The sequence below is a fragment of the Psychrobacter maritimus genome, assembly GCF_904846345.1.
In the GTDB taxonomy this organism is placed as follows: domain Bacteria; phylum Pseudomonadota; class Gammaproteobacteria; order Pseudomonadales; family Moraxellaceae; genus Psychrobacter; species Psychrobacter maritimus.
Genome location: NZ_CAJHAJ010000008.1, coordinates 52537 through 73241 on the forward strand (window position 1 = coordinate 52537; position 20705 = coordinate 73241).

Genomic DNA, 20705 nt, shown 5'->3' on the forward strand with positions numbered 1-20705 from the left:
TCAGACGCTATCAGTATAATAAATGAGCTAAAGCTTTGAGAGAAATCAAAGAAGATAAGAAAAACAAGCTTAACGGCAATAGCTAAAGTGTGCGACCTTGACTTCGTTAATTTATGTGAGAAGAGTAAGCGGGTAAATAAATAGTAGCGCGTTCCAGCACTATAAACACTCGCATTACAACGCTTTCTATATACGATTAAAGCGTTATAAAGCCGTCTCTTATTCCAATAGGGTAAATAAACCCTGCAAAGATATCAAAGTGTAAAAGTGACTAAGGAGGCTCTTTAGGTAAACTCTATAATCATAAGGGCGAATAAACACCTTTATCAGCTGCAAAATAAGATACAAAATAAGCGCAAAAAAACCGTCAGCGTGATTAAGCATAACGGTTTTAGTTGGTTATTCATTAAAGCGAAACGGCTTATAAAAGCACGCTAGCGCGCAGGACGAATGATACGCCACAATATAAGCACATGCGTTAATATCAAAATACTAAATAGAATTAATGATTGCTCGGGAATACTCAGCCCCATAAACGTCCAGTCGATAGAAGCACATTCACCAGAACCGGCAAACACTTCTTTTAATACCTGCTGCATAGGGAGGGTATCGAGCCAATAATCTAAACCTGGGCCACATGACGGTACTTGGTCAGCCGGTAGATGCTGTAGCCAGACATGACGCCCTGCTACTGTCGCGGCCCAGCCAATACCTGCCAAGCTACCCAGCCATAGTAGCAAGCGTGTCACCATTGATTTTGGATTAAATACCGCCGCGATGAGCGCAAAGCCGCCCATCACCATCAGCCCAATACGCTGAAAGATACACAGCGGACAAGGCGAAAACCCCATATAACGCTGCAAAAAAAACAACGCAAAACTCATGCCTATTACGGTCATTATCACTAAAAACACTTGCAGATTACGGTAAGTGGTCAGCTGTCGCATGGGGCGCATACTCTTATAAAGTGGTTATTGATGAAGGGTAAAATTATAAAAATTTAGCGATATTGCTGTAAGAAATCCATAAAATCTTCGGTTTCAGCGGCTTCAAGTTCAGCTTGCTGTAGGATAGATTTTTCGGCAAGTACTTCATATTTGGCTTGCGTGTTTGGACTCAAAGTCTGCTGTAATAACGATTCACGATGCTGCTGCGCTAAAGTAAAGCCAAGCTGCCATAAACTGCCCAAACGCTTACTATCAGAGTTAACTTGCGCTGAGATGGTTGACTCAGAATGTCCTGCTTTACCTTGCATCAAGGCAACCGCCGCACGATAGTCATTACCACCATAATGTGCATCAAGTAGTGCTGCCAATGGTTGCATCCGGCTTAAATGGGTGAGCATCCAGCTTTCTAGAGTTTGCTCAGCGCCGTTATTAATAATCTGTAAGTTTTCACGGCGACCTTCGTTGACCACGCGCTCAAGATTAACAGCCAACGCTTCTTCTTCTGCAGGCAGCAGCTCTGGCGAATCACTCAGCAAGCAATATAGCGCCATCACTTCTAAAAAGCAGGCGCTAGATAAGCGAATACCAATATCGCTATAAGGGTCAAGGTCAATGGCGCGAAACTCAACGTAAGCAATGCCGCGACGCTCAAGCGCTTCGGTTGGGCTCTCGCCACTTTCGGCGATTTGTTTTGGACGGATAGGGCTATAGTATTCATTTTCTATTTGTAGAATATGATCATTGATTTGAATCGGGTTGCCATCGGCATCATTTAAACCCAGTTTCTCAAAGCTTGCATGCGGGGTTTGAATCGCGCGGCGTAGCCCCTTGATATACTCGGGTAAATTGTTATAGCGGATATCGAGATGTTCTTGTACGCTGTTGGTATAACCAAGCTTGCCCATGCGCAGGCTGGTCGCAGTCGGCTTATAATAGGTCGAATCATTGAGCAGCTCAAGGTCATGCTCAACCCCTGACACAAAGCAAGGGCAAACACTGGGACTTGCGCCCAATAAATACAGCACTAAACTGGTCAGACGTTTAAAGTTACGAATCAGTCCCAAATACTTATCGTTTCTAAATTCTGTCAGGGTCAGGTCTTGTGCGGTTGGCGTTTGCGCTTGCCACGCGGCAAATAAATCATCGCCAAACGATAGGTTATAATGTAAACCAGCAATCGTCTGCATACGGCGACCATAACGGATGCCAAGTCCACTACGATATAGCGTTTTCAACTTACCGGTATTAGAGCTGCCATAATCGGCCAGTGGGATATCTTCATCATTGGACGACAGCATACACGGCATGGATAATGGCCACATCAACTCACATTCAGGCATACCTTGATAGACCAATAAATGCAGTTGGCGCAGCATGTTTAAGGTTTCTTTTGGCGAGGTCTTGGGGTCAGTGATAAGCTCAAGCAGGCTTTCTGAATAATCCGTGGTGATAAACGGATGGGTAAGCTTGGAGCCAAGCTTAGTCGGATGCGGCGTTTGCGCCAAATAACCATCAGGTTTAACACGCAGCCCTTCTTTTTCGATACCGCGGAGCATACCCGCTAGGTGCTGACTGTCAAACCAGTTTGGAATTTCAAAATCGACAAAGCTGCTCGCAATATTACTCATAATAGTCATCTGTTGTTATTAGTTATGTTCGGTCGAAACACAGGCGGTCCGACCGCAAAAAGGGGTTAGAGAATCAGGTCAGTTTAGCCCAAAGCGACCCTAAAAACCACGTGCAATTACAAATACAGTAAGCTTTTCCGGTGTTCAATTCGAGCAGTTTTAATGCAAAAACTGGCGATAAAATAGCCGCAAAAACCTAAGATAAAGAGGGTCGGTTGTACTTCTTGGGCTTTACTTTCTTATAGCTTGTATGGTGCGTCATGACCGCTTTATCAATATCAAACTATCTAATATTATCTATTACTCATAAAGCGTAGACTAAAAAGCACCTAACGATAAGATAGGTGCCTTAATAAAATGAAGAAAAATCATTGATTTAAAAAACAGTGATTTAGATAGAAAACGATGAACCACAACCACAAGAAGTGGTGGCATTGGGGTTGGCAACCACAAAGCGCGCACCTTCTAAGCCTTCGGTATAGTCAACCGTAGAGCCTTGTAGATACTGATAGCTCAGCGAATCGACCACTAAGGTCACATCGCCATTATCGAAGTTGGCGTCGTCTTCGCCTAAGTCGCTGTCAAATCTAAATCCGTAAGAGAAACCAGAACAGCCGCCGCCGGTCACATAGACGCGTAGCATAAGCTCGCTGTCACCTTCTTCTTCACGCAGACGACGTACTTTTTGAGCCGCACTGTCAGTTAAGCTCAAGGCAGTTGGGTCGACGGGCTGGCTGGCGCTTGGGTTAAATTGGTTGGTTGATTCGTTCATATCTACCTCAGTTGCTAAAATCAAATGATATTGTTTTTTATTGATGCGAGGTCGTCTATTTATACAGGATAGGGCGACTGATCCGTAGCGGCTGATACGCATAGGCTACGGTAACATTAATGAGATTGGGTCACTATTTGACATTTAGACATTCATATAGACACTCATAGTTTGGGGTATGCATATTTGGCTTAAGACTTTAGACGCTCATATCGAGCTGTCATGGTGGCATACGCTGAAGCCCATACTATCATGGCTATTAGCACTTAACTGCATGATGTCAATAGTGTTTTACTAGTATAGCATAATTGGGCTAATGATTGATTTGTCAAGGGTAACAACAGCGTTCACGACTAAAAAAGTGATTGAAACTGCAAACTTTTAAATAGTCTACGCCTCATTATCATAATAAGCGGTTTTTAGCAGTATAAAGGTTTGAATTTAAAATACTTATTTAATTGTTTGCCTATGCGGCAAGCGTTTGAAATAATAGCCGCCAGTAAACATGCCAGACGTGTGTTTTTTATTGCCTTAAGTTTTACATTATTGTTGAGATGAAGAAATTATATGATCGAATTTAAAGACGTTGGTGTTCGCCGTGATGGTCGTGAGTTGTTTGCAGGGGCAAGCTTCCAGCTACATCCGGGCCATAAAGTTGGCTTAACGGGCAATAACGGCACAGGCAAATCGACCTTGTTTGCCTTATTATTGACACGTATGGGCACCGGTGATACCGAAGTGACGCTTGATAAAGGCGAAATCAGTATTCCTGACAGCTGGCATGTGGCGCATATGGCGCAGGAAGTGGGCGCCAGTACCCAAACGGCGATTGATTACGTCTTAAGTGGCGATGAGCAGTGGTATGAGATTAATGCGGCGTTAAATGATTTGAGCAGTGTCAGTGACGACCAAATTGGCGTATTACATCAGCAGTTTGATGAGATTGATGGCTATCGTACCCCGACCAAAGCGGCACAAATCATGGCGGGTCTTGGTTTTAATACCAGCCAGCATGAGCTGCCCGTCGAAGGCTTTTCCGGTGGTTGGCGTATGCGTTTAAACCTTGCCAAGACCTTGATGAGCCGCGCAGATTTAATGCTCCTTGATGAGCCAACCAACCATTTGGATTTGGATGCCATTCTTTGGCTTGAAACGTGGATTAATGCCTTTAGCGGTTTGGTTATCGTCATCTCGCATGACCAAGCGTTTTTGGACGCCACCGTCGGTCATATTCTGCACGTCGAGCAACAAAAAATCACCCTTTATACCGGTAACTATCAGCAGTTTATTCGCACCCGTCATGAGCGCATGGCGCAGCAGCAGCAAGCGTTTGAAAAGCAGCAAGCGACCAAAGCGCATTTGGATGACTTTATTCGTCGCTTCCGTGCCAAGGCCAGTAAAGCCAAACAGGCGCAAAGCCGTATTAAGCAGCTTGAGCGTATGGCAGAGCTGTCACCGATGATGGCGGACAATCCGTTCTCGTTCCGCTTTTATGAGCCGGCAAATATGAGCTCGCCCTTAATTGAGCTGAGCAATGCCGATATTGGTTATACCGATACCGCGCTACTGCATAATGCCAATATCCAAGTGACGCCGGATACGCGTATTGGCTTGCTTGGGATGAATGGCGCTGGTAAATCGACCTTGATTAAAGCCTTGGTCGGCGAGCTTGGTATTTTATCAGGCAGCTATCGCGTTTCTGATACCCTAAAGCTCGGTTATTTTAACCAGCATCAAATGGATGCTTTGGATGCGGCAGCGACGCCGATGCAAATGCTACGCCGCCTAGCGGGCAAAACTTCTGATACAGAATTGCGCTCGTTCCTCGGCAGCTTTGACTTTCGCGGTGAGCGTATCGACACGCCAAGTGAGCTATTTTCTGGTGGCGAGCGCGCGCGTTTAACCTTGGCATTAATCGTCTGGCAACGTCCAAACGTGCTGGTACTCGATGAGCCAACCAACCATTTAGACTTACAAATGCGTCAAGCTTTGACCATTGCTTTGCAGGGTTTTGAAGGGGCAGTGGTACTGGTATCGCATGACCGCGAGCTGATTGCCAACGTCTGTGACGAGCTGTTTTTGGTCCATGACGGTATAATCGAAGAGTTTGATGGTGATATCAGCGATTACGGTAAGTGGCTTGCTGAAAAGCGTAAGCAAGAAAATACGCCTGATAAAAGCAATAGTAAGAAAAAGAGCAAAAAGGATAATAAGAAGTTTGTTTCACGTGAAACAAATACCAGTTTAGCTAGTAATCAAATTAGTAATAAAGCTGCTACTGCCCCAGCAAAAGCTGCTCAGCCTGCGCTTAGCAAAGAAGAACAACGCAAATTGGCCGCTGAGCAACGCAAACTTACCGCGCCTGTTCGCCGTGAGATTGAAGACACAGAAAAAGCCTTGGCTAAGATTACTGATAAATTGGCCAGTTTAGAGACCAAGCTTGCTGATACTGAGCTATATGAAGAAAGCCGTAAGGCTGATTTGCTGGTGTTGCTCAATGAACAAACAGCGCTACAGCAGCAGCATAGTGATAATGAAGAGAAGTTGTTGCTCGCGATGACGACGCTAGAAGAAATGGAAGCGGCTGTTAAATAGGCGGCAGTCAGTTGGCAAATATAATTATTTTGAAGTAGTAGATTCACTTTAAAAGGACACCCTGCTGGTATGAATTTTCCGTAACTTCTGGAGTGCAAAGCGCACAGCAAGCGAGGAAGATTTATACCAGCAGAATACTATTTCTGCCGTAACTTTTTATTTTAAACTGACTATATAGGCTATTGAAGAATTATTCAGCGATACAAACCAGTGTTTTAAAATCATCGAGCATAAAAAAGGGAGAGCGTGAGCTCTCCCTTTTTTATTACATTATTCCATACGGTATTTACCATCACCATAAGATAGTATCTTCATGGTGGTGGTACAAAGTTCACAGTTTATTTTACCAGCAGCGGCTTTCGATAAATCCAAAATGCGACCTCTAATAAAAGGTCCTCTATCGGTAATTTTTACGATCACGCTCTGCTTTGTCTTTTTATTGGTCACTTGCACCTTCGTACCAAACGGCAGCGTCTTATGCGCGGCGGTTAGCGAGTTCATATTGAAGATACTGCCACTTGCGGTACGTTTGCCGTGAAACTTACTACCATAGTAACTGGTGTTGCCGGCAAAAACGGTGGTACTGAGCAGCAGCGATAAAGTGATGACTAAAGACTTGATTAAATAAGACATTTAATACCTTTTTTCTATTGATGAGATAGACAGATACTCTTGCCTATGTTATCCATGCCCCTATCAGCTTGAATAATATGGGTATTTTACAATAAGGAGCTTACTTCGTTCTTACGGCTCTGTAAAAAACGCCCCAGTTCAAATATCTCATAATAGAGTAGTAGAAGATGTTTTTATGATCATTATTAAGTCTTGCTACCAATCCTGTAGACCTTGGTATATATGGCCAGTTCTGTGAAACTTATTTATTAGGCTAAGTGAATAGATAAACACTACCAGTGCTGATAAAGTGGTTTTTACATCAAAAAAGTTAGTCATATCGCCTTAGTAAATATAAAAACTAATTCTGCTTATGTGGTTAAGATTATCGTAAAGATGCGCTATATAAGGGCTAAAGGCTTATATTTAATAATTTTAATATTTAAAAAAGTAAAATGAGATAAAATTGAAAATAATGTAATAAAATCTTGCTATATTCTTACTATTTCTGAAGAAACCGCAGTATTTGGCGTTTTGTGGGAATAATAAGTTTGTAACTATCTAACCATCTAGAAGATTGACATAGCTCTTATGTCTAGGCAGGCGCGCGCAAAGTTTGGCAAGCACATACTTAGCTATGCTATGGTAAATGTGACGGTTTATGAATCAAAAACAATATGCAGATAGACATACAAATAAAGCCATCAAGTTTGGTTTGCGCTAAGCGTGACAAACAAAGTACTGTGTTGTCTTATATTGCTTCTAAACGAGAGGGTCATGCAGCCATTGTCCTCACCAAATTGACATTACGGCAACAGCTGTCAAAGAATAATGATGCCAGAATCATAGTGAAAAACGCTAATATAGTGAAAAACGCTACTATAGTGACGCACGCTAATAACGATGCTTTAAGTGATTCAGATAATATAAATGCTAGTATCGTTTGGCATCATTACTGGTCAAACTTTGATGATGACAACCGTATGCTAAAAATGAAATATTCATTCATTGCCCCCATATTATGTATTAAATAAATGATCAGTAATAAATACTATAAGAAGGAAAAATAACATGGCAGAGAAAAATTACTATGACATTTTAGGGGTCAAAAAAGACGCCACAGATGCTGAGATTAAAAAGAAATATCGTAAGCTTGTGCGGCAATACCACCCTGATGTCAGCGACGATCCAGACGCTGATAATAAAATCGCGGAAATTAACAACGCTTACGAAACCATTAGAGATAAAGATAAGCGGGCGGAATACGATGCCATGCTCAACAATCCCTTTGCTGGTCAGGGCGGTGCAGGTGGCTTCGGAGGGCAATCAGCGGGCGGCGGACAAGGCGGTTTCCGCTGGGAAGATATCAAAGATCAGTTTGGCGAAGGTCAAGCTTATGGCGATGGCGGTTTTCGCTTCGACGATATTTTCTCCGCTTTTGGCGGCGGCGGCGCGCGCGGACAATCGCAGCAGGGTGGTTTTAGGTCACAGAATAGCCAAGGTCAAGACCAACATGCAGAGATTACCGTTGATTTGTCCTCGGTCTACAGCGGCGATGACTATAGTATTAAATTAAACGTTCCTGTCCGTCAGCCAAATGGCAGCGTCGATTACGAAAATAAAACCCTAAAAATTAAAATTCCAAAAGGCATCACTGATGGCAAGCAAATTCGTTTAGCAGGGCAAGGTGCGGCCGGTATTGGTGGCGGTAAAAACGGTGATTTGTTTTTAAAGGTAAAAATCCGTCATGCGGATAATATCCGTATCGAAGGCGCTGATGTCTATCAGACAGTCAATGTAGCGCCATGGGAAGCGGCACTGGGCGAAAAAATTAACGTCAGTACCCCAGCAGGAACGCTTGGCGTGACGATTCCTAAAAATAGCAAATCAGGTAGCAACTTACGTTTAAGGGGTAAAGGTATTCCTGCTAAGCAAGCCGGCGATTTATATTTAACCTTAAACATCGTCAACCCTGATATCAGCAGCGAGTCCGCTACCAAAGCCTACGAGCAGCTTAAAGAAGCCTTTGCTGAGACCAATATCAGCCGTTAACTAAATCGCATTTAAAAACGCCAAAAGCTACGAAAATAGCAGCAATATAACAAAGCAAACAGCAGAGATGAAGACCATACGATAACGATAAAATAAAGAGCAAACGAGGATAATCGCCATGAAACACTCGCCTGAATTTACCGACATTATCTTGAGCTTAGATGAGCTTGTATCTGCCTGTGGTCAAGAGCGCCAATGGGTCATCGAATTGATTGAAGAAAATATCATCGAATATGATGTGCCAGAGCGTCAGCAATTTACCGGTTATCAATTGACCACCGTGCGCCGTGCCTCACGCCTAAGTCGCGACTTTGAAGCGAGCGTACCGGCAATTGGACTGATACTTGAGCTATTAGATGAGGTGGAACAATTGCGTCAATTTAAACGCCAGCTAGACATGCAGACACCAGTGATTGAAGTAGATGTCGATCATTTAAAATAGTTTTTACAATAACAGTCTAAAGCAGTTATTTAAAATCACTGTTTAAATTAATAAATCACCCAATATTCAACACAAAAAAAGGGTCTCTATTATGAGACCCTTTATGGTTTGCAAATACCGTTTATTATTTGCAAGTATCGTTTTAAAAACTAGCGCGCATATTTTGGATCAGCAGCGGCGGTAAATAAGACGTCGGTTGATGAGTTCAGAGCAGTTTCTGCAGAGTCCTGCACCACACCGATGATAAAGCCAAGTGCCACTACTTGCATGGCAATATCGTTTGGAATACTAAATAAGCTTGCTGCTAATGGGATCAAGAGTAATGAGCCACCAGCAACACCTGAGGCGCCGCAAGCACTAATCGTCGCAACCAAACTTAATAATAGCGCTGATGCAAACGATACTTCGATACCAAGCGTATGCGCCGCAGCAAGGGTTAAGACGTTAATCGTAATAGCAGCGCCTGCCATGTTAATGGTTGCACCGAGTGGAATGGTGACCGAATAAGTGTCTTCGTGTAGACCTAATTTGCGCGCAAGGTTCATATTGACAGGAATATTGGCCGCTGAACTACGGGTAAAGAATGCGGTAATCCCTGACTCACGTAAGCAGGCAAATACTAATGGATAAGGGTTTTTACCGGTTTTAACCAATACAATCAGCGGGTTGACGATTAAAGCGATAAATAGCATACAACCGACCAATACCATCAAGATATGGGCATAGCCCGCCAACGCGGCAAAGCCTGTCTCAGCGACGGTATTAGCAACCAAGCCTAAAATACCAAAAGGCGCTAGGGCGATGACCCATTTGACCACTTGTGAGATGGCGTCAGAAAAATCACTGACCACGGTACGCGCGGTATCGCTGGCTTGACGCAGGGCAAAACCAATGATAATTGCCCATGCTAAGATACCAATATAATTGGCTTCAGCGATGGCCTGAACGGGGTTGGCGACCAAATTCATCAGCAAGTTGGTCAATACTTCTTGAAGATTGGCAGGTGGTACTTGCTCAATGGTGGCATTGACCAATATCAGCTCTGTCGGGAATAAAAAACTTGCCGCAACCGCCGTTAATGCAGCCAAAAAAGTGCCGAACATATACATAATAAGCACGGGTTTGACATAAACTTCATTGCCGCTACGGTGTTGGCTAATGGCTGCCATGACCAAGATAAATACCAGTATCGGCGCGACTGCTTTTAGCGCCCCGACAAATAGCGTCCCTAATAATCCTAACGCAATACCGATATTTGGTGCCAGCCAGCCAATCAAAACCCCCAATATTAAACCAATAATAATGAGCGGCACCAGCCCTATACGCTGATACATCGCAATCAATGAACGCATCTATACACCCTCGACTTTGTCAATAAATATAAAATTTATAATAGAACGGAAAAGTAATCGAAGGATGGTAGCATTTTTTGCGATAAGCGCCTACCTCTCACCCACGTAGACATGGGGTTATAGGGTAACAAAAAAGCGTGGCACGGTAGGTAAATAAAGGGCGCTAGCAAGGTGAGAAAATAAAGATAAAAATCAATAAATTAAACTTTAAAGTGCGTGAGCTCATAGCCTAATTGTTTATAACTTTTATATTTGTGACGACCTTCTTGCACGCTATTGGCATCGGGTTTTATCAGCTCAAGTACCCGAGTAGGCTGGGCATTATTGGTTGCTGCCATAAAGTCATTAACAGGATGGATGGTGGTATTTAGGACAATACCTTTAAAATCAGCTGGCATATAACTGCCCAATAAAACGGGTGCTAACGATTGACTGTTAATAGGGTTAATAGCCGTATTTTCCCTATGGCTAGTATCAGTATCAGCACCGTCACCAATATTAGAATCTAAAAGCCGCTGATGCGGTATAAAGCTTGTGGCATCATGTGACCATAGTGCTTCATCAAGCGTCGATAGCAAGGCATCTTGTTGGTCGATAAGAATCAGTAACGATTGGCTGCTTTTATTAAGCGCCGTTTGGGTCAACTGACAAATAAAGCCCAAGAAATATTGGGCTTTACTCTCACTTAAAACATAAAAACTAACTTTCATAAACTGGTCTTCATCAATGAATTATTCACAACTGATTAAGCCATGTTTGCGCTGTTTTTGAGGTATTGCATAAACAATGGTACAGGACGACCGGTTGCCGCTTTATCTTTACCTGAATTCCATGCGGTACCAGCGATATCCAAATGCGCCCATGCTTGACCTTCTTCGACGAAGCGCGATAAGAAGCAAGCCGCAGTCACAGCACCAGCGCCTTTACCACCGATGTTTTGCATATCAGCAATAGGCGAGTCAAGCTGCGCTTGATAGTCGTCATCCATTGGCATATGCCAGATTAAATCGCCCGATAAGTGACTGGCGTTTTCTAATTCAAACAACACGTCTTCGTCATTACTAAATACCGCTGAGCGTACGTGACCTAAGGCAACCACACAAGCGCCGGTCAACGTTGCCACATCGATAATTGCTTTTGGATTATAGCGTTGTACGTAGCATAAGGTATCAGCTAATACCAAACGACCTTCCGCATCGGTATTTAAGATTTCAACCGATTTGCCGTTCATGGCTTTCACGATATCACCAGGGCGCGTAGCATCACCTGATGGCATGTTTTCCGCACAAGCAAGGGCACCAACGACGTTAATCGGTAAGCGCGCTTCACATAAAGCTTTAATCGTACCGAGTACCGACGCTGAACCGCCCATATCAAATTTCATCTCATCCATTGCTGCACCCGGTTTGATTGAGATACCACCTGAATCAAAGGTGACGCCTTTACCGACTAAGACGATAGGCGCGTCATCATTGGCAACTTGTACATCGTTATTTGTATCAGCGTTTTTAGATGATTTCTTAGGCAGTTTGGTCGGTAATTTATCCGCCAAGGCTTTTAGACCGCCCGCGACTTTGGCGCTGTTAGTGATGCCTTTATTAGAGCCCGCGCTAAAGTTTGATTTACCATGGTATTCCATGACTACCAATTTGCCTTCTTTAGCAGAACCTTGCGCAACTGCTAAGAAGCAACCCATGCCTAGCGCTGACATCTCATCTTCACCCAATACGGTGACTTTTAATAGGTCAGGATAGGTTGTGGCCAATTCTTGTGCTTGTTCAGCCATATAAGCGGGGAAGCAGATGTTACCCGGCTCATTAGCGACATCACGGGTTAAGCTTTGACCGGCGAATACCGCTTCAGCAAATGTTAATGCAGCTTTTAATGACTCGTCAGCCAATAAATAGATATCGGTTAAAACTGGCGTGGTTTGCTCAGATTTATATTTATCGAAACGGTAGCTTGCTGCTAGTAAATTCAAAGCAAACTGACCGAAATGATTTTCTTCTAATGCATCACCTAGGGCGACGGTAATAGAATCGACGCGTTTTTGCGTGCTTTGATAAATGGTATTGGCAATTTTTTGCAATACGCTATGACCAAGCTTATCAATATTACCAACACCGACCAATAACAGCTGTACTGGATTTTCTTTAGCCGTTTTTTTATCACCAGCCAAGGCATAATCAGCGACGGTCTCGCAGGCTTTACCATTAAAATGTGATACTTCCATCAACTGCTTAATGCGCGTTTGATAATCGCTTAATGCGGCTTCAGCTAAGATGTTTTTCTTATCATCGATAAGCACCACAAGGCAGGCCGCGTCTTTACTTTTGGCTTCTTTTTTAAGAATTTTTTGCGTATGCGTCTTTGGTAGGGTTTGGGTTAATTTAATATTCATATAATTATCCTTATTAGAGTTATGAAATTAGCATGATAAAAACGGCAGGTTTTATTTAAATTGCTTATACCTGTTAAATCGTTTGGGCTAATGAGCCATCGCAATAGTGTAGCATATTGCAAGGCGAGTGCGCAGTGAGCAAGGCTTAGGTAATATATTTGCACAATTTTGCGATAATTATTTAAGTAATTGTTTTATGTCTCTATAGAGTAGTAATTTACTCACCAACCAATTCAGCGGTCGTGACTAAAGCGGCAAATCTATCTTGTAATGCAGCCATCGCGGTCTCGTGCATCACTTCTGCACTTATGGCTTCTTTTTTATCATTCGGCAAGGCACGAGTGGCACAGGCGTCATGGCACACAAAACTATCAAAGCCCAAATCAAACGCCGCTCTGACGCTTGAGCTGACACACATATGACTCATAAAACCTGCGAAAATAATTTGCTGCTTTTGCGTGCCTGCTATTAGCGTTTGTAGCTTGGTATCGTAAAAAGCATTAGGATGTTTTTTGACGATGACGGTTTCACCCGTCTTTGGTTGTAATTCAGCGACAATATCGACATTTGATGATAAAGGATCAAAAACTTTATCATTATCGGCGCCGTGATGGGCGATATGGACAATAGGAATGTCTTGCGCGCGGGCTTTATCTAATAACAGACGCGCATTTTTAATGGCGTTAGCACCAGCTTGCCCCAATGGCATCGCCCCATCGACGTATTCGTTTTGATAGTCAATAAAGACGATAGCGCAATTTGACCAATCAAGTGCATCAAATTGACCACCAGCAAGTTCAAGTAATGTAGCGGGCGTAGAAGTGAATTTGTTTGTCATTAGTATTCTCCGTTGAGCATTAATTATAAGTATAAATTTTGCAGGTATTCAGTCTAGCAATGAAATCTAAAGATAGGCGAACAAGGATACTAAGGACAAACAAACTTTTCTAAATGACATAAAGTAAAAGTATAGGGCAAAGACTTAATAGAGTTGCTCTGATATTAAGTTAGACTTATAACTCATATACACTATACGCCTTTTTGGTTTTAGCTATTATCCACTAAATAATACAGTGTTATAGCAAGATAGAGGCAATATTTTCCAACACATTTCACAGCCATTTTTGAGCAAAATATGCTAGGATTAACGGTTATCTTTATCGCTACTATTTATATCGTAGCGCCAATAAATCTGTGCTGAATCGTGCGCATACCAACCCTTTTCTAAAGAGTGCCTATTGTGATATTACGCCGCTATATGACTCAACAAGTTGCTTCAACGACCGCTTTGGTCTTGGGGTTTTTAGTGGTGATGATGCTCGGCGGCCGCTTAATCCGTTACTTTGGCATTGCCGCAGAAGGCAATCTGGACATCAGCTTATTATTTACCATCATTGGTTATAATTTGCCTTACTTTTTAGAGCTTATCCTGCCATTGGCATTTTTTATCGCTCTCATGCTGGTATTCGGGCGCTTGTATGTTGACCAAGAAATGGCGGTGATTAATGCCAGCGGTGTGTCGCGCGGCAAACTTGGCCGTTTGATGACGCCGTTGATATTGGCATTATTTGTTGGGGAAGCGGCTTTATCTATCGTTGGTAAACCGTGGGGCGTACGCTCATCGGAAAGTGTTTGGCAGCAGCAAGCGTTAACCAGCGCTTTTGATTTGATTCGCCCCAATCAGTTTATCAGCAGCGGTAATTATCATTTGTATGTCGGCAGCTTAAGCGATGATAAAAAGCAATTGCAAGATGTGATATTGATACAATCTGAGCCTAAGCCTAAAGGCAGTGCGGCAAAAAATGCGGCGGTTGATGTTAATAATAATATTGACCCAGAAACTGCTGAGCAATTAAATATCCCAGAGCTGCCAAATGCGCTTATAAGCGATAACAGTATCAGTAAGGATACCATTACCCTTGCCAAACGCGCTCAGCAAGCAGATACCGGCAGTAGCGGCGTCACCCAATTGGATTTATTCCAAGGTCGCCGTTATGAAGTCGGCGCGGGCAGTCTAAAATACAATCAAGTGGGCTTTGATCGCTACCGTATCACCTTGACCGAATCCTCCAAAGAAGTCATCACCGAAGCCAATATTGAAACCCAAGCGATTGGTCCATTATGGCAAGCCGCAACGGGCAGTACAGCAGTGAATAGTGAAAATGCACTTCGAGCGGCGCAAGGAGAGCTTGGCTATCGCTTGGCCTTGCCTTGGTTGATGATTATTGCACCGATGCTGGCCGTGCCACTGGCGCAAGTACGTCCGCGCCAAGGTCGCTGGTTGCGTCTGTTCCCATCGATTTTATTATTTGTCAGCTGCGCGTTGGGTATTATTTCTCTCAAAAATGCGGTGAGTAAAGGCAGTGTTAGCGTTTGGGCGTATGCATGGTTGGTATTAGGTTTTATGGCATTGGCGCTCTATATGAATTGGGGCAGCCGCGTCCAGCATCGTTTGCGCTTTCGCAAACCAGATGAGCAGTTAACCGTCAGCGAGCATCAAGGCAATATTGACCATAAAAGCAATGGCTCACAAGGAGGACAATCCTAATGAGCGCTTTATTCTCTAAATCATCATCGTCTAATTCATCAAAGCCAAATTCGCCAAAAGCCAAACTGAAACTTGCGCCAAAACCAACCAATCTAAAAGTGCTGAGCCGTTACGTTAAACTAAACGCTTTGCTTGCCATCATCGGCGCGGTTATAGGCTTGTGGGCATTGCAGCTGGTATTTTCTTATTTGTCTGAGTTAGATTCGTTAGATGATAACTATACGATGGGCGAGGCGATTAAATATATCTTTTATCGCTCGCCATACTTTTTAGAGCAATTTATCCCAACGGGCGCGTTACTTGGTGCCGTGGTCGGTTTGGGTTTACTTGCCAATAAAAGCGAGCTGGTCGTCATGCGCGCCGCTGGCGTCAGTGTTTATCGTATCGTCGGTTGGGTGTTGCAGCCTGCCTTGATTTTTGTGCTATTGGCATTGGTGATTAATCAGTTTGTACTGCCGCATTCCAATCAGTTGGCGCAAGAGATTAACGATGAAGATAATAGCTCGCTTGTCACCTCGGTACGTGGTTATTGGACGGTACAGCCACGCTTTGAGAGTACAAAAGACGGCAGTGCCAAGCCAGATGGCAGCGATATTTTGTATATCGATTATGCCGATGTGCAAGGCAATATCGGCGAAGTTAAACGTTGGCATTTGGACAATAATGGCAATCTGCAAACTGCCATCCATGCTGAGGGCGGCAAATATATCGGCCGCGAACCGATAGATACTAATAGCAGCAAGCCGAGCGAGCAATACCGTTACGAGTGGCAGCTGAATAATATGACCAAGCTGATGATTGGTCAGGGCTTTGAGAGTAGCCAAGCTATCGCACCGTCAGATACCTTGAGTTTGCCTTTTGCCCCTGAGTCGGTGTATTTACTCACTCGTAAGGCCGAAGATTTGTCATTGACCCAGCTGTATGAGCATCGCCAATTTATGCGCCAACAAGGCACGCGCTCGTTAAGTCATGAGTTGGCATTTTGGCAAAAGCTGCTGTCACCGTTATCGATTTTATCGCTAGTGATTGTTGCCTGCTCATTCGTCTTTGGCTCACTACGTACGCATAGCTTGGGTTTACGTATCGTCGTGGCATTACTATTCGGCTTGCTGTTTAGTTATGTGCAAGACTTGGTCGGCTTTGTTTCGCTCGCGACTGGATTTTCGCCATTATTAATGGTGCTATTGCCAATTATCGCCAGTGCGATATTGGGTGGATATTTACTTAAGCGGCAAATGTAACCTTAAAAATGTAATTCTAAAAATATAACTTTAAAAATATAGTCCTAAAAATTTAGCCATAAAAAAGCCCGCTAAAACATCATCGTGTTAGCGGGATTTTTTATGGCTCAGTTTTTAAGTTGCTTAAGCTTAGTCTTTGGTCGCCATGGTAATGGTATAAGTTTTACCTTGTTTGATCTTTTCGCTATTACCAAATACTTCGGTAAACGAGCGCTTCATAAATTGACGTAGGCCATTAATCGTCACCACATAAAAACGTCCACCTTGACGCATACGTGCATAGGCATCGAGGAAATACAGATAATGCTGCTCTTTACCCACTTTGGCCGGCAAGTTCGACATCACAAGGCTAAAGTCTTTGTCTTTTGCCACATGATTAAAGCCATTTGATAAATGAACATCGACATTTTTCAGACCGTTTTTCTCACAATTACGGCGTGCATATTCTACCGCCATAAAGTCTTTATCAATCAAGGTATGCAGACCATTCGGGCATTCACGCGCCGCCGTCATGCCAAGCACGCCATAGCCACAGCCCAAATCGATCGAATCATCATCCGCTTGGAAATCCACATAATCAAGCAGCATCAAGCTGCCATCATCGAGCTTTTGCGGTGAAAAAATACCCCACGTGGTCGCAAAATCAAACGGTTTGCCCAGCACATCTTGGCGAAAGTTAATATCTTCACGCCAGTGTTCAGCGCTTTTTAATAGGTCAGCAGGGGGTCTATGGCTCATGGAGTTCTCGGATTATTTAATAAATAGAAGGTTAATATACTATGGCAGGTATTGTAACGAGAAAAGGGCAGGTTTGCAGCTATGTATTTATGGAATTGTATGGTGGGAAGTTGTTATTGCAAAAATTGTGATGGGAGCCAATCCTGCTATCCGCTACTATCAGGGCTAAACCGCGCCGCAAGGCGACTGTTATATGATTGCTTAATTTGAAGATGAGTAGGGTGTGCCATGCGCACCTTAATCAAAATGATGTCTAAAATTGGTGCGCGAGGTACACCCACATCTAAGAAATTATAGAAATTCAGCACATCTTTGTTACCGAAAAACCTTTAATTCTACTTTCTTAGGTTCTTCTTTAATAAATGATCAAATATAAACGGACCAAATGGCAAAAATGAGCCGAGCACACCGGCAGGCATTGCCCATAGCGGCATCTTTATTTTGCTCGTTGCAATCAGTAGCATCAAAATATAGGCGATAAACAATGCCCCATGCGCCATACCGATATATTTCACTGCCTCAGGAATACCCATCATATATTTTAGTGGCATGGCGATACCAAGTAATAATAAAAAAGAAGTGCCTTCCAAGTAACCCATGATGGTAAGGTTTTTGAGGGCAGAATTTTGCCCTTTTGTTAGGGTAGGCAGAGTAGATGGCTGAGCTTGCAACACGTTATATTCCTTTTACAATCATCAATAAATAGTCAGTTTTAACTTTAACCGCGCGGATGATGCTCGGCATGCAACTTCTGCAATCTCGCCGTCGCCACATGGGTATAAATCTGTGTCGTTGATAAATCACTGTGCCCCAGTAATAACTGCACGCTACGCAAGTCCGCACCATGATTTAATAAATGCGTAGCAAAGGCGTGACGTAAGGTATGCGGTGATAATTCTTTATCAATGCTGGCAACTTTGGCGTATTTCTTTAATAGATACCAAAAGTTCTGCCGTGTCATATAACCACCTTGCGCGGTCAAGAACACCGCTTGGCAATTACCTGATTTCAAATGCGCAATCAAATCGCCACGGGCATGCGTTAGATAATCTTCCAGTGCATCTGCTGCATATTCGCCGAGTGGCACCAGTCGGGTCTTATTACCTTTCCCCGTAATTTGTAGCCAACCAGAGTTTAGGTTCACTTGCTCAAGCGATAGGTTAATCAACTCACTGACGCGCAGACCGCACGCATAGAGCACCTCTAGCATGGCTTTATCACGCAGTCCGAGTGCGGTGCTAGTATCAGGCGCGGCGAGGAGATTATCGACATCTGCCTCACTTAAATCTTTAGGCAGTGGACGGCCTAATTTGGGGCTTTTGATACGCTCGCACGGATTGTCCTCGCGCAGATTACTAGCAATCATCCATAGATAAAACTGGCGCAAGCTTGACAGCATACGTGCTTGGGTGCGCGGCGTTTTGCCTTCCTGAGTAAGGGTTGATAGACAGTGCAGCACGTCATTAGGCTGCCACTTCGTCAGCGCAATAGGATTGGTCAGCTCGCAAGAACGCAAATCACGCACATAAGCGTTACGCGTCCGCGTTGCAAGTCCGCGGGCAAGCATCGCTTGACGAAACTCGGTGATATAAGTAGGTTCATCATCAACGGCTAGCGCTTTAGGTTGGCGCTGTTGCACAGCACGGTCGCGGCTCATAATTTGATACTCAATTATTAATTATCAAAGATTAGGCAGGTTCTAAGCACCATAAAGAAGTAACCTCGCTACTCCTCGCCGCAAATAGTGGATCGGTATTATCTTGACTGCGACCATGCTTAGGTTTGGTATCGAGACGGTATTTTACTTTCAAACCACTATTAGCAAACCAGCCTAATAATTCCTCACGAGTACGTAGCTGCAAATGCTCAGCCAAATCTGACAGAATCAACCAGACTTCTCCTTGCTTAGCTAAATGAGTTTTCGCGCCCTGCAAAAATCCACGTAGCATTGTGCTATTGGTATCGTAAACGGCGTACTCTAACGGCGAGCTTGGCTTAGCAGGTAGCCAAGGTGGATTACAGACAATCAGATTGGCGCGTGGCGCATCAGTCGGATAAAGGTCTGCTTGCTGCAACTGTACGTTAGCCAGTTGTAGGCGCGTAAAGTTCTCACCGGCGCAGGCCAACGCACGCGGATTTAAGTCCGTAGCAATCACCTGTTTGACACCGCGCTGCGCTAAAATAATTGCCAGCAAGCCAGTGCCCGTACCAATATCATAGGCGACATCATGAATTTTCGGCAATGGTGCATCAAGCAATAGCTGCACATACTCATGGCGAGTTGGCGCAAAAACGCCATAATGCGGGAAAATCGATAAGCCTAGGCTTTCAATTGGGACGCCTTTTTCGCGCCATTGTGCTGCGCCAAGCGCCCCTTGCAAATCACGAAACGACAGTACACATGACTCTTTCAGCTCGCCAAAAGCAGCTATACAAGCTGCACTGACATCAGGGGCGCGGCGTAATTGGCTGACATAATTGGCATCAAGTTCTAATAGCAAGCGGCTTAATATGCGCGCACGCTGGGCTTGGATTTGGCGCTGCTGATGAAATAAGTTGGGAATGTCTTTGGATAACTCTGAAGATTCAACTGCAGTTTTATTAGACCTAGCAGACTGATTTGCTGCTTTTTTTATTTTACGCTGCTCAGAGCGCTCATTGGTACGCTCGATACGTCGGTTGAGCGCTTGTAGCAATTGCTTGGCATTATGAAAGTCACCGCGCCACAGTAATGAAGTGCCTTCGCAAGCCAAACGGTAAGCCTCATCTGCGGTCGTTTTATCATCAATCAATACAATACGGGCAGGCGGCATATGATTGCTTTCCGACAACCAGCGGGCTTGATGTAAGGTTTCGTTTCCGTCTTTGTTTTCCTGCCACTGCACATACTGCTTTTGGGTTGCTAACACGCTATCTACCTTTAATTTGTGAATGATATGTTTCGTACAAAGCAAAGATATCTTGATGCTATTACTGCTGTTACTTTATTAATGTACTGACGTTCTTAGTGCTCTTAGGTTACTAATGCTCTAGGGTCAATCAAATACATTTAAGCATTCTTTTTCTTGACCAAATAACGATAAAGCATGGCGCTGATAGGCGCGTTATTATCGTCAGCAACTGTTATTTCATCCGGATCAACATTTAAAGGCACATTTTCAGCAAGCGTTTCTTGCTTTACAAGCTCATGCCCCAAATGACGGCAAAAATTAGGAATATCGCGAGTGGTCGCAGGGTCAGTGGCGAGTATCTCAATCACCGCGCCGGCTTCGGCTTTACGAATGATTCGATGCAGCATCATCACTGGCTCAGGGCAAATAAGCCCTTGGGTATCTAGATGATGTTGAATCGTGCTATCAGATATTGAAGTAGTCATA

18 protein-coding genes are annotated in these 20705 nt (G+C 43.8%); 5 read left to right on the forward strand and 13 right to left on the reverse strand.

Going from position 1 to position 20705, the window contains the following annotated elements; all coding sequences use genetic code 11:
* Nucleotides 1–434 precede the first annotated feature (434 nt).
* The 3 genes from JMX50_RS10945 to erpA form a co-directional block, all read right to left on the reverse strand.
* Nucleotides 435–947 (reverse strand): disulfide bond formation protein B, encoded by a 513-nt coding sequence (locus JMX50_RS10945; protein WP_201629543.1) that lies wholly within the window; start codon nucleotides 945–947, stop codon nucleotides 435–437.
* 53 nt (nucleotides 948–1000) lie between these two features.
* The gene (gene gshA / locus JMX50_RS10950; protein WP_201629544.1) at nucleotides 1001–2575 is read right to left on the reverse strand and encodes a glutamate--cysteine ligase; all 1575 of its coding nucleotides are present in this window, start codon (nucleotides 2573–2575) and stop codon (nucleotides 1001–1003) included.
* A gap of 391 nt (nucleotides 2576–2966) precedes the next feature.
* Complete coding sequence (gene erpA, locus JMX50_RS10955) at nucleotides 2967–3347, reverse strand: iron-sulfur cluster insertion protein ErpA (protein WP_201564242.1); 381 nt, start codon at nucleotides 3345–3347, stop codon at nucleotides 2967–2969.
* Nucleotides 3348–3914: 567 nt separating this feature from the next.
* Here erpA and JMX50_RS10960 point away from each other — a divergent pair.
* Entirely contained in the window at nucleotides 3915–5942 is a 2028-nt protein-coding gene (locus tag JMX50_RS10960; RefSeq protein WP_201629545.1) for an ATP-binding cassette domain-containing protein, read from the forward strand.
* A 270-nt stretch (nucleotides 5943–6212) separates the two neighbouring features.
* Here JMX50_RS10960 and JMX50_RS10965 read toward each other — a convergent pair whose 3' ends face one another.
* Entirely contained in the window at nucleotides 6213–6575 is a 363-nt protein-coding gene (locus JMX50_RS10965) for a septal ring lytic transglycosylase RlpA family protein (RefSeq protein WP_201564246.1), read from the reverse strand.
* A gap of 1050 nt (nucleotides 6576–7625) precedes the next feature.
* On the opposite strand from JMX50_RS10965, the gene JMX50_RS10970 reads away from it, so the two are divergent.
* Nucleotides 7626–8606, forward strand: coding sequence for a DnaJ C-terminal domain-containing protein (locus tag JMX50_RS10970; protein ID WP_201629546.1), 981 nt, complete (start codon nucleotides 7626–7628; stop codon nucleotides 8604–8606).
* 118 nt (nucleotides 8607–8724) lie between these two features.
* Complete coding sequence (locus JMX50_RS10975; protein ID WP_201564015.1) at nucleotides 8725–9048, forward strand: chaperone modulator CbpM; 324 nt, start codon at nucleotides 8725–8727, stop codon at nucleotides 9046–9048.
* Between the two features lie 149 nt (nucleotides 9049–9197).
* Here the strand turns inward: JMX50_RS10975 and sstT are convergent, their stop codons facing one another.
* The 4 genes from sstT to JMX50_RS10995 form a co-directional block, all read right to left on the reverse strand.
* Nucleotides 9198–10400, reverse strand: a complete 1203-nt coding sequence (gene sstT / locus JMX50_RS10980; protein ID WP_201629547.1) for a serine/threonine transporter SstT — start codon at nucleotides 10398–10400, stop codon at nucleotides 9198–9200.
* Between the two features lie 200 nt (nucleotides 10401–10600).
* Nucleotides 10601–11110, reverse strand: coding sequence for a DNA polymerase III subunit chi (locus tag JMX50_RS10985; protein ID WP_201629548.1), 510 nt, complete (start codon nucleotides 11108–11110; stop codon nucleotides 10601–10603).
* 35 nt (nucleotides 11111–11145) lie between these two features.
* Nucleotides 11146–12801, reverse strand: a complete 1656-nt coding sequence (locus tag JMX50_RS10990; RefSeq protein WP_201629549.1) for a leucyl aminopeptidase — start codon at nucleotides 12799–12801, stop codon at nucleotides 11146–11148.
* A 217-nt stretch (nucleotides 12802–13018) separates the two neighbouring features.
* Nucleotides 13019–13639: a cysteine hydrolase family protein gene (locus JMX50_RS10995; RefSeq protein ID WP_201629550.1), complete on the reverse strand. Its 621-nt coding sequence runs from the start codon at nucleotides 13637–13639 to the stop codon at nucleotides 13019–13021.
* 420 nt (nucleotides 13640–14059) lie between these two features.
* On the opposite strand from JMX50_RS10995, the gene JMX50_RS11000 reads away from it, so the two are divergent.
* Together JMX50_RS11000 and lptG are read left to right on the forward strand one after the other, a co-directional pair.
* A complete protein-coding gene (locus JMX50_RS11000; protein WP_201629551.1) occupies nucleotides 14060–15349 on the forward strand; it encodes an LPS export ABC transporter permease LptF in 1290 nt (429 codons plus the stop codon).
* Entirely contained in the window at nucleotides 15349–16590 is a 1242-nt protein-coding gene (gene lptG / locus JMX50_RS11005) for an LPS export ABC transporter permease LptG (RefSeq protein WP_201629552.1), read from the forward strand. The genes JMX50_RS11000 and lptG overlap by 1 nt, the downstream gene beginning before the upstream one ends.
* Nucleotides 16591–16719: 129 nt before the next feature.
* Here the strand turns inward: lptG and JMX50_RS11010 are convergent, their stop codons facing one another.
* The 5 genes from JMX50_RS11010 to tusA form a co-directional block, all read right to left on the reverse strand.
* Complete coding sequence (locus JMX50_RS11010; RefSeq protein ID WP_201620050.1) at nucleotides 16720–17328, reverse strand: class I SAM-dependent methyltransferase; 609 nt, start codon at nucleotides 17326–17328, stop codon at nucleotides 16720–16722.
* A 335-nt stretch (nucleotides 17329–17663) separates the two neighbouring features.
* A complete protein-coding gene (locus JMX50_RS11015) occupies nucleotides 17664–18002 on the reverse strand; it encodes a DUF3817 domain-containing protein (RefSeq protein ID WP_201629553.1) in 339 nt (112 codons plus the stop codon).
* Nucleotides 18003–18046: 44 nt separating this feature from the next.
* Nucleotides 18047–18985 carry a site-specific tyrosine recombinase XerD gene (gene xerD, locus JMX50_RS11020; RefSeq protein ID WP_201629554.1) on the reverse strand — a complete coding sequence of 313 codons (939 nt, stop codon included), beginning with the start codon at nucleotides 18983–18985 and terminating at the stop codon, nucleotides 18047–18049.
* A 31-nt stretch (nucleotides 18986–19016) separates the two neighbouring features.
* Nucleotides 19017–20237 (reverse strand): methyltransferase, encoded by a 1221-nt coding sequence (locus JMX50_RS11025; RefSeq protein ID WP_201629555.1) that lies wholly within the window; start codon nucleotides 20235–20237, stop codon nucleotides 19017–19019.
* Nucleotides 20238–20377: 140 nt separating this feature from the next.
* Entirely contained in the window at nucleotides 20378–20704 is a 327-nt protein-coding gene (gene tusA / locus JMX50_RS11030) for a sulfurtransferase TusA (protein ID WP_201629556.1), read from the reverse strand.
* Between the last annotated feature and the right edge of the window lies 1 nt (nucleotide 20705).

Coding starts and splice junctions, on each gene's coding strand:
- JMX50_RS10945 (WP_201629543.1), bottom strand. CDS start 947: ATGCGACAGCTGACCACTTACCGTAATCTGCAAGTGTTTTTAGTGATA.
- gshA (WP_201629544.1), bottom strand. CDS start 2,575: ATGAGTAATATTGCGAGCAGCTTTGTCGATTTTGAAATTCCAAACTGG.
- erpA (WP_201564242.1), bottom strand. CDS start 3,347: ATGAACGAATCAACCAACCAATTTAACCCAAGCGCCAGCCAGCCCGTC.
- JMX50_RS10960 (WP_201629545.1), top strand. CDS start 3,915: ATGATCGAATTTAAAGACGTTGGTGTTCGCCGTGATGGTCGTGAGTTG.
- JMX50_RS10965 (WP_201564246.1), bottom strand. CDS start 6,575: ATGTCTTATTTAATCAAGTCTTTAGTCATCACTTTATCGCTGCTGCTC.
- JMX50_RS10970 (WP_201629546.1), top strand. CDS start 7,626: ATGGCAGAGAAAAATTACTATGACATTTTAGGGGTCAAAAAAGACGCC.
- JMX50_RS10975 (WP_201564015.1), top strand. CDS start 8,725: ATGAAACACTCGCCTGAATTTACCGACATTATCTTGAGCTTAGATGAG.
- sstT (WP_201629547.1), bottom strand. CDS start 10,400: ATGCGTTCATTGATTGCGATGTATCAGCGTATAGGGCTGGTGCCGCTC.
- JMX50_RS10985 (WP_201629548.1), bottom strand. CDS start 11,110: ATGAAAGTTAGTTTTTATGTTTTAAGTGAGAGTAAAGCCCAATATTTC.
- JMX50_RS10990 (WP_201629549.1), bottom strand. CDS start 12,801: ATGAATATTAAATTAACCCAAACCCTACCAAAGACGCATACGCAAAAA.
- JMX50_RS10995 (WP_201629550.1), bottom strand. CDS start 13,639: ATGACAAACAAATTCACTTCTACGCCCGCTACATTACTTGAACTTGCT.
- JMX50_RS11000 (WP_201629551.1), top strand. CDS start 14,060: ATGACTCAACAAGTTGCTTCAACGACCGCTTTGGTCTTGGGGTTTTTA.
- lptG (WP_201629552.1), top strand. CDS start 15,349: ATGAGCGCTTTATTCTCTAAATCATCATCGTCTAATTCATCAAAGCCA.
- JMX50_RS11010 (WP_201620050.1), bottom strand. CDS start 17,328: ATGAGCCATAGACCCCCTGCTGACCTATTAAAAAGCGCTGAACACTGG.
- xerD (WP_201629554.1), bottom strand. CDS start 18,985: ATGAGCCGCGACCGTGCTGTGCAACAGCGCCAACCTAAAGCGCTAGCC.
- tusA (WP_201629556.1), bottom strand. CDS start 20,704: ATGACTACTTCAATATCTGATAGCACGATTCAACATCATCTAGATACC.